Origin of the sequence: uncultured Cohaesibacter sp. (assembly GCF_963556055.3) — a bacterium.
Lineage (GTDB): Bacteria > Pseudomonadota > Alphaproteobacteria > Rhizobiales > Cohaesibacteraceae > Cohaesibacter.
Map to the genome: position 1 here is coordinate 40,285 of NZ_CAUVYE020000013.1, position 12,359 is coordinate 52,643.

Genomic DNA, 12,359 nt, shown 5'->3' on the forward strand with positions numbered 1-12,359 from the left:
GAGAGCCAACACAGCCCTTTTTTGGATTAAAAACTACACTTTGTTGACCTGATCGCGTCCCCACATCCCGTCCATTGCGATCAGGATGGGCCAGCCGTCCCCGCGGCTGGCCTTTTTTTTTACCCAATCGCGCATTCGCCGATCAGACCGGCTTCAACTCTTCGGAAAAGCGTTTCCAGTTGGCGACATAATGTGCTGCCGAACGGCTGAGCCCTCTGATCGCTTCTTCATCAAGCTGGCGGACAACCTTGCCCGGCATCCCCATGACAAGAGAATTGTCGGGGATGACCTTGCCCTCCGGTATCAACGCCTTGGCCCCGATCAGGCAATTTCGTCCTATCCTGGCTCCATTCAGAATCACGGCCCCCATTCCGATCAGAGAATTGTCCGCAATGGTGCAGCCATGCAGAATGACATTGTGACCGATCGTGCAGTCCTTCCCAATCGTCAAGGGATATCCCATGTCGGTATGAAGCGTACAGCTTTCCTGTATGTTGCTGCGGTCTCCGATTGTAATCGGTTCATTGTCCCCCCGCAAAACAGAGCCAAACCAGACGCTTGCCTCATGGCCAACAATCACCTTGCCAATGAGGCAGGCGGTGGGAGCAATCCAGTATTGACCGTCACTGGGCAGTTGCGGTTCCGACTGTCCCAACTGGTAGAGAGGCATTGCTTGTTCCTTTCATCAACCTTGCAAAAAGCGCAAAGAATTCAACAAAATGAATTGAAAACCAAATCCCGGCCAACCCTTGGTTAGCTCATCGCGGACGCGGCCACTGTGATTAGGTTGAGCAGCAGCACACCCGAACAGGCGCTCCAGACACTGGCAATTGCTGACGAGCCGAACAACCACCCAATCGGTCGATTCTCTATGCGACGCCCACGCACAGCATTGCGCATGATGATGAAGGGGCCTGCGAATGTGCACACAATCACCGAAATGAAAACCGTTGCCCAGTTATTCAGACTGACACGGAATCTCGCCGGCTGCCGCGCTACGAGTTGATAGAGATTGGCCAGAATTCCAGCACAGACAAAGCCGACGCCTGTGACATAAACAATAGCAAACAATTCTGGTCCCATAGCCATATTTCCCTGTTCTTGTGTCTCAAATCAGTTCACACGAACATCAAGCGGTCCGATGAAGCGCCAAACGACTGCAAACGGATGGAACGGCGCCATCAGCAATGACCGAAAAGAAAACGGCCATGTCCCAATTCGAGACAAATAGATTACTTCAGGGAAGGAATTTGCAAGGAGCGTGCCGATTCACTGTGCATCCCCCGATGGCAGAACAAATCGTCACACAACAGGAATGCGAATGAACCTGTGTGACTAGAGCAAAACGGCAATTGCAGCAAAACCGCTGATTGCCTAAAGTCCAGCCACACGAACAACAGGCTGCACCCGAGAATCAAGGACCAGACGAACAATGCACAGCCCCCCCAAAGAGCAAGGCTCCACTCAGAGATGGATATTCTTCATCCTGATTGGCGGACTGATTGCGATTGGGATTCTCTTTGTCTTGAGCAGATTTGTTGATTATTTCGGACCTCAACTGATCAAAAGCCCCTACAGCACCGAAACAACGGAAAGGGAAGTTGAAATTGCCGGAATCCAGTTCCTTGTGCCTGAAAACATGATTCGGTTTGAGGAACAGCGCAATCAGTATCAGCTCAAGCAACTCGACCTCGTAATGCTCTGGCCAGACTTCATAGGCTTCAACCGTGAGCAACAGATCGAATTCAGCGACACCTCGGACCAGTCCAATCTTGTTTTTGTATCGATCAGTCAACCGGCCGAAGTCATTTCAAGCTCGGATCGACTCTTCACAGTCTATAGCCAGTATTTCGACGGAAAACCGACCAAGGGCCCTGCAACGCTGATTGGTTTTTCCATGTCGAAAGACTCAGGTTTTGACGGAGAAACGATCTATTTCAAACCGGATTCGACTGAGCCTTTCGTTGCCCGGTGCATTGAAGAGAGAGACGGCAATCCTGCCATTTGCATGCGAGACATCGCATGGGGAGATGAAATCCAGGTGAGCTACAGATTCCGCCCTCACCTTCTCAAGAACTGGCAAAGGCTGGACCATACTCTCTTGCTGAAACTGTCAGAGCTGCTTGTAAAATAAAAAACTGCAAGCCCGGAAAGCTTGCAGTTTTTGTCGGGGCGCCTCAGCGCCCGTAGCCTGTCATCAGGAAGGCATCAGGCCTCTTCCAGATCGTAATCCAGAATTGCCATGGAGAAATTGTAAGACAAATCGCCGTCTTCCTCATCGCGAAACAAGACACCGACAAACTCGTCCCCGATATAAACTTCTGCGGAATCATTCTTGCGCGGTCGCAGACGAACCTCCAGATTTGGAGACTGCAAGGTCTTGCGCATGAAAGCTTGAAGTTTTGCCAGTTCGGTCTTATCCAAAGTTGCCTCCTCAGAGTTGCGCTGATCAAATTTGGCCTATCGGCGTGCCGGGTCGGCATCCTCATGAAAACAAACCCGAACATTCTGAATGGCTCAGTGACATAGCAGGTGACCAGAGTAAAGCCGCTTTCCACATGATTTCAAGCCTTTCGGCGAAAGAAACCGTTTCTCAGTGCGAATTGCGGCATTGGTCACTGAACCGAACGAAATCTAATCGGTATCCTTGAGCATCTGGTCCATGCTTATTGCCGGTTCTGCACAACCGGCCTGACCAACGACATGGGCAGGAACGCCGGCCACGGTTGTATTGGGCGGAACCTCCTTGAGTACCACCGAACCTGCGGCAATGCGGGAGCAATGCCCGATTTCGATATTTCCCAATACCTTAGCGCCAGCACCAATCAGAACTCCGTGGCGGATTTTCGGATGACGATCCCCTTCTTCCTTGCCGGTACCGCCGAGCGTAACGCCTTGCAAAATCGAAACATCATCTTCCAGAATAGCCGTCTCCCCGACCACGATTCCGGTTGCATGGTCAAAGAAAATTCCTTTGCCAAACGGAACTCTTGGATGAATATCCACCTGATAGACCTGCGAGCTGACGCTCTGTAGATAAGCGGCAAAGTCCTGACGACCATTCTGCCAAAGCCAATGAGCAAGCCGATGAGTCTGAATCGCATGGAAGCCCTTGAAATAAAGCAGAGGATCTATGAATCGGTCACAAGCCGGATCACGATCAACCACAGCTCGCATGTCTGCACGCAAAGCCTCGGAAATGGATGGATCCGCATCATAAGCCTCTCGATAGGCCTGCCTGATAACCTCTGAATCAAGCGCCGGATTGTGCAACCGGTCTGCCAACCGATGAATGACGGCATTCTCCATGCGCCTGTGGCTCAGAATTGTTGAATAGATGAAACTGCTCAACACCGGTTCTGCCTTCACCACCGCGTGCGCTTCCGTGCGCACGCACTCCCAAACAGGATCCGACGTTACGGGAAAGTCTTGAACATTACGACTAAGGCCAGTTTCTACCATTTTAAATCCGTTCTTCGTCTATCCCATGGGGAATGGGATGAATGAAACATCTGAAAAACCCGCTGGAATCGAACAGAACCTGTCGGCAAAGGATTCCGGAGCCAAAGCAGATAAGCAGATATACGCCAATGGCATGCCTTTTGTTCGGCATACAATACCGCTAGACATAAGCTGACGACTGCTCAGACACAAGGCGCAAACCTCGAAAAAGCTTTGGTGCAGCCATAAAATAGCAAACAACATGATAGCGAAATGGCCAATATATTGAAATCAGACAAAATCTGCCTTGAACAAATCGGACCGATCGGCCGCATCACCATCAACAATGAATCCAAACGCAATGCCATGTCGCTGGACATGTGGCAGGCAATCCCTGAAGCCATTGCCGAGCTGGACGCAGACAGCACGGTGCATCTCATAACCATAACGGGAGCGGGTGACAAAGCGTTTGTCTCCGGGGCTGACATCTCCGAATTTGATGAGGTGCGCAAAGATACCCCCTCGGCCTCGAGATATGATGACATAAACGCCGAATGCTATCGCGCAGTCCGCAAGGCTGGCAAACCAACCATGGCCTTGATCAAAGGCTTCTGCATGGGGGGTGGCTTCGGGCTTGCTGCGGCCTGCGACCTGCGTCTCTCCAACAGAAGCGGGAAATTCGGAATTCCGGCGGCAAAACTCGGCATTGGCTACCCGACCCGCGCCATCGCGGATATCGTCAATCTGGTCGGCCCTGCCAATGCCAAGGAAATCTATATCACCGCCCAAATCTATGACGCAGCATCAGTAAGGCAAATGGGTTTTCTCAATGCAATATTTGACGATGACACATTTGATCGGAAAGCTGACGCCTATTGTCAATCCATCGCCACCCTTGCCCCCTTGAGCCATCAATACCACAAGGCTGCGATCAACAACGCCTTCGGACAGCAGGACTGCCTCACCCTTGATCATCTCAAGACAATGGCAAGCGCATGCCTTGACAGTGAAGATTACATAGAGGGGCGCAGAGCGTTTACTGAGAAGCGCAAACCCGAATTTACCGGCCAATGACATCACTGGCCGGTATCCGTGTCCGAAGGTCGAGACAATCAGTCTTCGGCAAAGAAATCCAGAACAGCCCGCTTGAAGACCTTGTCGCCAACAGCAACCATATGATCCCGGTTGGGTATGTCACAAACACGCGCGTCTGGCAAAATATCGGCGAGCTCTTTGGCCGAGCCGGAAATCAGGTCCCGTGTTCCAACCGCGACAAGAGCCGGCACACTCAGTTTCGACAGCTCTTCAACCGAAAGCTTTTGCCGCGAAGACCCCATGCAAGCTGCCAGTGCCAAACGATCACTGCCTGTCTGGTCGGCAAATTGTCGGAACCCCTTGCCGACAACATGCTTGATCGAGGCAGCGTCATCGGCCTTCAGAGCATCAATAATCGGTTGCGGATCGCCAGTCCCGTGGATCATGCCACCGCCAAGACCACCAAAAACAACCTTTTTGACGCGCTCTGGATATTTCAGCGACAGAAAAGCGGAAATTCTCGCTCCCATCGAATACCCCATAACAAACGCTTCATCGATGTCCAGATGATCCAGCAACGCGCGGGCGTCTTCTGCCATCAAGGGCGAAGAATAGAGAGCGGAATCATACAGCTTCTCACTCTCCCCATGACCGCGATTGTCCAGCGCAATGACGCGATAGCCAGCTCCGGTCAGGGTCTGAACCCATCCGGGATTGACCCAGTTGACGGTCTTGTTGGAAGCGAAGCCATGAATGAGAAGCACCGGCAAACCGGCTCCCTCATCAAGATAGGAGATGGAAACGTGATCAGACTGAAAGACGGGCATATCGAAAACAATATCACTTCAATGGGTTACACTAGGGCAAAAGCAATTCCTGCGCCTGACCGAACAACAGCTCAAAGGCTGAAACGGATAGCGAAGATCACCGGGCCATGGATATATACGTAGACTTTTGAAACACAGCAAGCCCGAACGACATCAATGACTGGAAATCAGGCAGACATATCGCTATTGTTCTGCGTAGTTCAACATATATCGGACCGGACATTTCACGGCCCCAGGAAAGCAAAAACAATGGCTGACCCAAAACCGCTTCTATTCAAGAATGACGAAGGTGTTTCCGAAATCTCAATCGGCCAGCGCAGCTTCGAATGCATGGGCGCGACACCCCCTCAGGATCACCCACACATCTTTCTCAACATGGGCCAGAAGGATCAGATCCGCTGCCCCTATTGCTCAACGCTCTATAGGTTTGACCCTGAACTAAAAGACACTCAGACACGCCCTGCCCGCTGCTGCCATCAAGAATAGTTTCGTCTGCCGGAAAGCAAATGCGCAATACATTCGAACCTATTCCTGTCCAATGAACAAAACAATTGGGGAAGAAGGAATATGACATCTGTATGAAGGTGAAAGTTTGCTTTTAATCAATTTCACCACCATGTTGCCCGACTAGTGTGCCGGACATAGTCTTCTGAAATAGTATGAATTTTCGTGCCGCTTGTGATCCCTTGTCCGTTCGAACAGAAAAGCTCGACAGAAAAAGCAATCAGCAACCGGCAAGCAGAACCATCTGGCAAGCAGAGGGAGAGGGGCTGTCATGACTGAACAATTGCCCATTATCATTGCCGGTGCTGGCCCCGGCGGCCTGTCCGCTGCTTTGGCTTTGTCCCAAAAAGGCCTTCCGGTGCTTCTCCTTGAGCGGAATGTCATTCCCACCGAAGTTGGCGCAGGGATACAGATTTCTCCAAATGCGACCAGCAGCCTCAAGCAATGGGGCGTCTGGCCACATCTTGAAAAACTCGTGGTTTCGCCTGACAAAATCAAAATTCATTCCGGAATTACCGGCAGTTTGCTGACCGAATTGCCAACCCAGGATTACACGACACGATACGGCTCACCCTATATGGTGGTCCACCGTGCGGACCTTCAGCAGGCTCTCTATCATCGAGCCAGCCAGTCCGGCCTCATCGAGATGCTGGATGAACGTGAAGTCAGGGAGATAACCGAAAACGAAACCAGCATTGAAGTGCGTTGCAAGCTCGCCAATGGCGAAAACCGTTTTTACAGAGGCGCAGCCCTGATTGCTGCGGATGGTGTCTGGTCGCGTATTCGCACCGATTTTCTCAACAACAGTCCTGCCGCCTATAGCGGCAAAACAGCATGGCGCACGACCTTGCCCAAGCAAATGGTGCCCGCCTCGTTTGACAGCGAAAATGTCGGGCTCTGGCTCGCACCAAAAGCTCATCTGGTTCACTATCCCATCGTTGGCGGACAGATGATGAATATCGTCGCCATCGTCGACGAAGACTGGTCTGAAGAGGGATGGAACACCAAGGGCGATGCAGCCTGGATCAACGCCCGCTTTGCCCGTTGGCCAAGAGAAATCCGTGAACTCTTGTCCGAAAGGGACGACTGGCTCAAGTGGGCTCTGTGCGGACATGATCCATCCCAAAACTGGGTGAGAGGCCGGGTGGCTCTTCTGGGAGATGCTGCCCACGCCATGCTCCCCTTCATGGCACAAGGGGCGGTTATGTCCATCGAAGATGCCGCCATTCTTGCACGCGCCCTTACCGAAATTGACGCATCAATGGAAACCCGGCTTCTGGCTTATGAAAAAGCCAGAAAGAAAAGGGTGAGCCGGGTCGTGGCAAGAGCACGACAGAACGGACGCATCTACCATATGGATGGTCCCCTGGCGGCAGCGCGAAACCTGACCATGCGCCTGCTGCCTCAAGGGCAATTGGTTGGCCAGTTTGACTGGATCTATGGCTGGAAGCCCGAAGACGTGCATTTCTAGAGCATTGAAAGCCTGGTTTCAGTTTTCTGCAAACAACGCCTTATGCGCATCAAGGCGCCCAAATCCGAATTGTGGGTCCCGGCCCTTCACGCCAAGATCAAGAGCAGCTTCTGCAAGCCGTTTCTTGATATCTGCAACATCGAGATCCGGTTCCTTGTTCTTGAGCAAGGCTATCGCGCCCGATACATGGGCCGTCGCCATCGATGTGCCCGATTGCAGCGCAAAGCCCTCAAGCCCCGCGGCCACCAGAATATCAACTCCGGGCGCTGCGAGTTCTATGCCCTCACCCTGATTGGCAAAAAGATAAAGCGCATCATTCTCATCTGTCGCGGTGACTGCGATAACACTTTCATAGGCGGCGGGAAAAGCAACTGGAGAATCACCCCCTTCATTGCCCGCCGCAGCAACAGCAATCGTCCCCTTGTCGGCTGCCGCATCAAGAACGGCCTCCAGCATCTGATCACGGCTGCCTGCAAAACTGAGATTGAGGATAGTGGCCCCCTGCTCGACTGACCAGTCAATGCATCTGGCAAGATCAAAACTGTCTGCAACAACCTCGCCATCCTCATTGAGCCGAAAAGCCCGAGCAGACAGAAGAGACACCTTCTGAGCCACACCGCGCATGCCTGCTCTTGCGGCAATGATAGAGGCCACCGACGTTCCGTGATCCATGATCACCGTCTCCGAGAGCTCCGAGGGAAAGGCCGAGAATTTTTTGGTCACCACCCCGGACAAGGCCGGGTGCGTTTCGCGTATCCCGCTATCGATCACGGCAAGGCGCACCCCTTCGCCATTGATCCCTTCGTCGAGTTCACCAAGGCCCAACGTCTCGAGTGCATATTGAAGCTCCGAAAATGGCTCTTGCGCAACGCTTTGCGCCGAAGCCATTGGATAATAGAAATAATTCGGTTGCGCCCGGGCGACGCGCCGATCCGTCGTCATCTCAAGAATGTCCCGCCCCGCGATGCCTTCTGGATAGGCCAGCTTCAAAGTGACTTGATCAAGCAGCTTGATGTGAGACATCTCGATTAGATCGAGATGATAGTCTTTGGCAAAAGCATGGGCGACAGACAGGGAGAGACCAGGCTTGAGGACCACGACAAAGCTTGTCTCACTCGCAAAGGGCTTGTCTCCAATCGCATAGATCCGCGGTTTTGCCCGTGCTGTTCGCAAGGTCTCGGGAAGTGATACATACGGATTGGGCCTCTGAGCAGGCCTCCTGACTTGCCTGACCGGCCTTTTCCCTTTGCTCGGCGCAGGCTGCGCCGGTCGATAGGCTGGCCTCTGATACCTCGGATTGGGTTGCTGATACCTTGGGTCGGGTTGCTGATATCGCGGCTGACGGCTCATTTGTTGAATGACAGTGATCCCCAGACCAATTGCGGGCCCGAGCATGTTGCCACTTGGTCTGTTTTCCCTGTAGGTCGGGCGGTCCGACGCAGGCACCTTGGGATATTGCGGAACAACTATGCGCTGGTTACCATATGTATCCCCGGCCTTTGCCGGAAGAGTGGTGACACTGCTCACAGTCGCCACCAGCAAGGAAAGAGCAATTGCAACCTTGCGTGAGAATGCTCGTTTCATCTTCAGTCCCCCCGAAACCACTCAACCCTATTGACTTAAGGATACAAACCGAACCAACTCTTTATTTGCCTTCAAGTCTGCCAGAACCGACTTGGCTCCCCCCTCCGGCAAATTGGCCTCGGCGATGGCAATTTCAAAAAAGCCCCCCGCCTTGGGTCCGGAAATCAGTCTTGCGGATTTGGACTCCAGCAGTGCAACGATCGCGTCCATCCTCGCGGTCTTGGAGAAGGCTATCAAGAAGACATTCTCATTTTGAGATGCATTTGCCTTCGGCCCCGATGCTGTAACAAAACGCGCGCCCGTTCCCGAAGGATCGGGATCAGATGTTAAAAGGCCACCGATAACAATCGCCTGCACGACAATTATCAGCGCGGCGGCAACACCAGCCAATCGAAGCGAAGGCGTTGAGATACTGGAGAAAAAGCGCCGCATTCCGGAAAGCAGACCGCTCGCACGCCCGCTGATGGGTGCCTTTCGGGCTTCAATCACATCAATATCAGCAAGAAGCCGGTCGAGACCGCCCGCTTGAGGTGCCCCCAGAGCCGCATGCTGCCGTTCAACAGCTTCGGCTTCTTCTGCAATGAGCACAAGCTGAGAGCGCATGTCAGGGTGCGCATCCAGATATGCGGAAACCCTGTCTCGCTCATCTGGATCAAGCAGGCCCTTTTCATACCAGGGCAGCAGCTTTTCGATTTCAGGATCATATGTCATTGTCTTATCCTCGACACTGATATTCAATGGTCTTCAGGGCCATCCCCGGTCAATACCGGATTTCATCAGAAGGTCTGACAGCTTCTTTCGAGCATGAAATACCCGCGTCTTGACCGTATTTTCCGGAACGGACAGGATAACGGCGATCTCTTTGATTGCCTTTTCCTGATAGTAAACCAAATCAATCACTTCCCTGTGTTCATCGCTGAGCCGATCAATGCATAGCCGCATGGCCAATGCCTTGTCCTGCTTCAGGGCTGAAACCTCTGGCGTATCACGATCATCCTGCAAACCCGAAGCGTAATCCTCGTCAAGTTCCGCATCGGATCGCTTGCGCAAAAGCGATATCGCCTTGTTTCGGCCTATGGACAAGATCCAGGACGAGACTTGAGATCGTCCCTCGAATGTGCCCGCAGACCGCCAAACGTCAATGAAGGTCTCATTTACAAGTTCCTCCGCCACCGCTTCATTCTTTGTAAAGCGCAGCAGATAACGGTAAAGCCGAAGATGATGCCTCTGATACAGAAGCGCTATGGCTTTGCGATCATTGCGCGCGACCTGCTCCAAAAGCTCCAGATCGCGGGCATTTTCAGATCTCGACATGCAATCCTCAATCTCACTGTCATACCTGAGACGCGTTTAACGGCAGTCCGGTTCAAATAAAAAATCAAAAACGGCTTCAGACAACATTGGAAATATTTTCGCACAGCAATTGTAAAAAGCCAATGTCACTCAAAAAAGACATGCCTGCCACATTCCTGAACACCCGAAACGGATAACAGAAAGAGCGAAAAACAAGACAAAATGCGCCTACCAGATTGGTTCGATAGGATAGGATTTCGGCTTTTACAAGAGCCAGATTGATTACAAATTTTTTAAAAAAAACATACAGTTACAGCCATTGAAACTGAATTCTCCCCTCCCCAGATATGCCGTGTGAGAACGATAAGCCGAACAAAACGAACTCACATAACCCGCCCGTTTCCAAGCTTTGAGGCTCGGAACGGAAACAAACAATAAGAAGTACAAACCCTAAGGAATAAGATAATGAAAAACCTTTTTGCTAAATCTGCCATCTTCGCAATTGTTGCCACCAGTGTTACCGCCCTTGCCCCAATGGCCATGGCAGACCAGGGTCAGCTGACCGCTCAGAACCAGATGGTTCGTTTTGGTGATAACGACAGCCTTTTCGTTGTTGACGCTGTCCTACAGAACCAGGCTGCCGGCAAAACCGCTCTGCTCTCCACGCAGAAACCTGTTCTTCAGAAAAGCGAAAATGGCTCTCTGGACGAAGATGAAGGCCCACACATTGTTGAAGCAGTGATCCAGAACTTGGAACAAGGCAAATCCGCACCGGTTTCTACGGCCAAAGCAGCGTCTGTAAGCATTTATTCCGGTTCTTCCAACAACAGTGGCCAGAACGCACTTGACGCCATCTTTGCAACGGCAAAAAGCTCATAAGGTTCGCTTTGCCTGATCGCAGTTTGACTGCCGGACTAATTTCAAATCATCTGGCATGAAAACAAAAGCTGCAATCAACTCAAGCAACCTGCACTGAAAGTGACCTTAGTGAAAGAAACCGCCAAACGGCGGTTTCTTTCGCTTTTTTTATGGGCAAACACGAATTTGATTTTTTTTGAACCCATTTTCTCGTCATCGCGACAGATAGGTATAGGCGGCGAGGAACCGCCATAGTCTTCAAACCAACACACACTGATCCTCGCAGAGGACAGCTTAATCAGACAAAGATGGAGAGAGACCATGTTCAAGAAATCAATCGCAGCCTTCGCCATGATCGCAACCCTTGCAACCACAGCCACCATTGCATTGCCGACCGATGAGGCACAAGCAGGCTCAGGCGGAGCCTTCGTGGCCGGAGCCATAACAGGCATAGCAGCCGGTGCCATCGCATCCCATGCCCACGCCCGCAACTATGGCTATGGTTATGCTCCTCGCTACCGTTATCCGCGCCCGGGAGTGTACCATTATGGACGCCCCGCACCATGGTCTCCAGCTTGGTACAGCTATTGCTCTTCGCGCTACAGATCCTTCAACCCGCGCACGGGATATTACATGAGCTATTCAGGCAGCTATCGTTTTTGCCGCTAAAACCCAGCCAATCCGCATGATTTCAAAAAAAGGTCGCTCTTGCGGCCTTTTTTTCTCCTTCACCCAGTGAGAGAGCAGCCTTTAAGAGCGTCACGGCTTTGTGAACAAAGATTGTTTTCTGTTTCGACATATTTCCGCCAATATGGCATGGCTTTTATCATCCCTATTGCGACTGTAGACAGACCCTTGATGAAACTCTGGGAGCAGACAATGAATTTTAGACGAACAAGCATTAATCTGCTAATCGCCGCAATTCTTCCCGCGATGGCAATTTCCTTGCCCACCATGCAAGCTCAGGCGAAAGACGGTCGCAATGCAGCCTTTGCTGTTGGCCTTATTGCTGGTGCCGTTGGTGGTGCAGCAATCGTGAATGCCAACTCTGGATATCGAACGGCTCCGCCACGCCGCTATTATCGGCCACCGGTGCATGACTATTATCGTCCTCCAGAGCGCAGATATTATCGGCCAGCACCTCCACCGCCACCGCGTTACTACCGTGCTGCGCCTCCACCACCGCGTTATTACCGCCCGGCGCCATGGACCCGCGAATGGTATTCCTATTGTCATTCCAAATATCGGTCCTTCAATCCGCGCACTGGATATTTCACGACCTATAGCGGCTATCAGAAATTCTGTCGCTAACACCTGATCAGGGTGCAACGCCTGTACCAGGCCTC

15 protein-coding genes are annotated in these 12,359 nt (G+C 52.0%); 7 read left to right on the plus strand and 8 right to left on the minus strand.

Annotated elements, in window-relative coordinates; translation table 11 throughout:
- Positions 1-142: 142 nt before the first annotated feature.
- Positions 143-670 carry a gamma carbonic anhydrase family protein gene (locus ACHZB8_RS08850; RefSeq protein ID WP_316859897.1) on the minus strand — a complete coding sequence of 176 codons (528 nt, stop codon included), beginning with the start codon at positions 668-670 and terminating at the stop codon, positions 143-145.
- Positions 671-753: 83 nt separating this feature from the next.
- On the minus strand, positions 754-1,083 hold the full coding sequence (locus ACHZB8_RS08855) for a DUF6949 family protein (RefSeq protein ID WP_316859898.1): 330 nt from the start codon (positions 1,081-1,083) through the stop codon (positions 754-756).
- A 349-nt stretch (positions 1,084-1,432) separates the two neighbouring features.
- Between ACHZB8_RS08855 and ACHZB8_RS08860 the strand changes: the two genes are divergently transcribed.
- Positions 1,433-2,134 carry a hypothetical protein gene (locus ACHZB8_RS08860; protein ID WP_316859899.1) on the plus strand — a complete coding sequence of 234 codons (702 nt, stop codon included), beginning with the start codon at positions 1,433-1,435 and terminating at the stop codon, positions 2,132-2,134.
- 74 nt (positions 2,135-2,208) lie between these two features.
- Here the strand turns inward: ACHZB8_RS08860 and ACHZB8_RS08865 are convergent, their stop codons facing one another.
- Together ACHZB8_RS08865 and cysE are read right to left on the minus strand one after the other, a co-directional pair.
- Positions 2,209-2,424 (minus strand): DUF3126 family protein, encoded by a 216-nt coding sequence (locus ACHZB8_RS08865; protein WP_316859900.1) that lies wholly within the window; start codon positions 2,422-2,424, stop codon positions 2,209-2,211.
- A gap of 210 nt (positions 2,425-2,634) precedes the next feature.
- The gene (gene cysE, locus ACHZB8_RS08870; RefSeq protein ID WP_316859901.1) at positions 2,635-3,462 is read right to left on the minus strand and encodes a serine O-acetyltransferase; all 828 of its coding nucleotides are present in this window, start codon (positions 3,460-3,462) and stop codon (positions 2,635-2,637) included.
- Positions 3,463-3,714: 252 nt separating this feature from the next.
- On the opposite strand from cysE, the gene ACHZB8_RS08875 reads away from it, so the two are divergent.
- The gene (locus ACHZB8_RS08875; RefSeq protein WP_316859902.1) at positions 3,715-4,515 is read left to right on the plus strand and encodes an enoyl-CoA hydratase; all 801 of its coding nucleotides are present in this window, start codon (positions 3,715-3,717) and stop codon (positions 4,513-4,515) included.
- Positions 4,516-4,553: 38 nt separating this feature from the next.
- On the opposite strand, the gene ACHZB8_RS08880 is transcribed toward ACHZB8_RS08875, so the two are convergent.
- On the minus strand, positions 4,554-5,303 hold the full coding sequence (locus tag ACHZB8_RS08880) for an alpha/beta hydrolase (protein ID WP_316859903.1): 750 nt from the start codon (positions 5,301-5,303) through the stop codon (positions 4,554-4,556).
- A gap of 249 nt (positions 5,304-5,552) precedes the next feature.
- Here ACHZB8_RS08880 and ACHZB8_RS08885 point away from each other — a divergent pair, with 249 nt between their 5' ends.
- Positions 5,553-5,789: a zinc-finger domain-containing protein gene (locus ACHZB8_RS08885; protein ID WP_316859904.1), complete on the plus strand. Its 237-nt coding sequence runs from the start codon at positions 5,553-5,555 to the stop codon at positions 5,787-5,789.
- Between the two features lie 289 nt (positions 5,790-6,078).
- Positions 6,079-7,278 carry an FAD-dependent monooxygenase gene (locus ACHZB8_RS08890; RefSeq protein ID WP_316859905.1) on the plus strand — a complete coding sequence of 400 codons (1,200 nt, stop codon included), beginning with the start codon at positions 6,079-6,081 and terminating at the stop codon, positions 7,276-7,278.
- A gap of 18 nt (positions 7,279-7,296) precedes the next feature.
- Here ACHZB8_RS08890 and ACHZB8_RS08895 read toward each other — a convergent pair whose 3' ends face one another.
- From ACHZB8_RS08895 to ACHZB8_RS08905, 3 genes are read right to left on the minus strand one after another with little or no spacing between them, the layout of a single operon-like run.
- On the minus strand, positions 7,297-8,862 hold the full coding sequence (locus ACHZB8_RS08895; protein WP_316859906.1) for a S8 family serine peptidase: 1,566 nt from the start codon (positions 8,860-8,862) through the stop codon (positions 7,297-7,299).
- Between the two features lie 27 nt (positions 8,863-8,889).
- Positions 8,890-9,573 carry a hypothetical protein gene (locus ACHZB8_RS08900; RefSeq protein ID WP_316859907.1) on the minus strand — a complete coding sequence of 228 codons (684 nt, stop codon included), beginning with the start codon at positions 9,571-9,573 and terminating at the stop codon, positions 8,890-8,892.
- Between the two features lie 33 nt (positions 9,574-9,606).
- Positions 9,607-10,176 (minus strand): sigma-70 family RNA polymerase sigma factor, encoded by a 570-nt coding sequence (locus tag ACHZB8_RS08905; RefSeq protein ID WP_316859908.1) that lies wholly within the window; start codon positions 10,174-10,176, stop codon positions 9,607-9,609.
- Between the two features lie 444 nt (positions 10,177-10,620).
- Between ACHZB8_RS08905 and ACHZB8_RS08910 the strand changes: the two genes are divergently transcribed.
- The 3 genes from ACHZB8_RS08910 (at position 10,621) to ACHZB8_RS08920 (ending at position 12,324) form a co-directional block, all read left to right on the plus strand.
- Entirely contained in the window at positions 10,621-11,034 is a 414-nt protein-coding gene (locus ACHZB8_RS08910; protein WP_316859909.1) for a hypothetical protein, read from the plus strand.
- Between the two features lie 300 nt (positions 11,035-11,334).
- A complete protein-coding gene (locus tag ACHZB8_RS08915) occupies positions 11,335-11,682 on the plus strand; it encodes a BA14K family protein (RefSeq protein WP_316859910.1) in 348 nt (115 codons plus the stop codon).
- 210 nt (positions 11,683-11,892) lie between these two features.
- Positions 11,893-12,324, plus strand: a complete 432-nt coding sequence (locus ACHZB8_RS08920) for a BA14K family protein (RefSeq protein ID WP_316859911.1) — start codon at positions 11,893-11,895, stop codon at positions 12,322-12,324.
- Positions 12,325-12,359 lie beyond the last annotated feature (35 nt).

Coding starts and splice junctions, on each gene's coding strand:
- ACHZB8_RS08850 (WP_316859897.1), bottom strand. CDS start 670: ATGCCTCTCTACCAGTTGGGACAGTCGGAACCGCAACTGCCCAGTGAC.
- ACHZB8_RS08855 (WP_316859898.1), bottom strand. CDS start 1,083: ATGGGACCAGAATTGTTTGCTATTGTTTATGTCACAGGCGTCGGCTTT.
- ACHZB8_RS08860 (WP_316859899.1), top strand. CDS start 1,433: ATGCACAGCCCCCCCAAAGAGCAAGGCTCCACTCAGAGATGGATATTC.
- cysE (WP_316859901.1), bottom strand. CDS start 3,462: ATGGTAGAAACTGGCCTTAGTCGTAATGTTCAAGACTTTCCCGTAACG.
- ACHZB8_RS08875 (WP_316859902.1), top strand. CDS start 3,715: ATGGCCAATATATTGAAATCAGACAAAATCTGCCTTGAACAAATCGGA.
- ACHZB8_RS08880 (WP_316859903.1), bottom strand. CDS start 5,303: ATGCCCGTCTTTCAGTCTGATCACGTTTCCATCTCCTATCTTGATGAG.
- ACHZB8_RS08885 (WP_316859904.1), top strand. CDS start 5,553: ATGGCTGACCCAAAACCGCTTCTATTCAAGAATGACGAAGGTGTTTCC.
- ACHZB8_RS08890 (WP_316859905.1), top strand. CDS start 6,079: ATGACTGAACAATTGCCCATTATCATTGCCGGTGCTGGCCCCGGCGGC.
- ACHZB8_RS08895 (WP_316859906.1), bottom strand. CDS start 8,862: ATGAAACGAGCATTCTCACGCAAGGTTGCAATTGCTCTTTCCTTGCTG.
- ACHZB8_RS08900 (WP_316859907.1), bottom strand. CDS start 9,573: ATGACATATGATCCTGAAATCGAAAAGCTGCTGCCCTGGTATGAAAAG.
- ACHZB8_RS08905 (WP_316859908.1), bottom strand. CDS start 10,176: ATGTCGAGATCTGAAAATGCCCGCGATCTGGAGCTTTTGGAGCAGGTC.
- ACHZB8_RS08910 (WP_316859909.1), top strand. CDS start 10,621: ATGAAAAACCTTTTTGCTAAATCTGCCATCTTCGCAATTGTTGCCACC.
- ACHZB8_RS08915 (WP_316859910.1), top strand. CDS start 11,335: ATGTTCAAGAAATCAATCGCAGCCTTCGCCATGATCGCAACCCTTGCA.
- ACHZB8_RS08920 (WP_316859911.1), top strand. CDS start 11,893: ATGAATTTTAGACGAACAAGCATTAATCTGCTAATCGCCGCAATTCTT.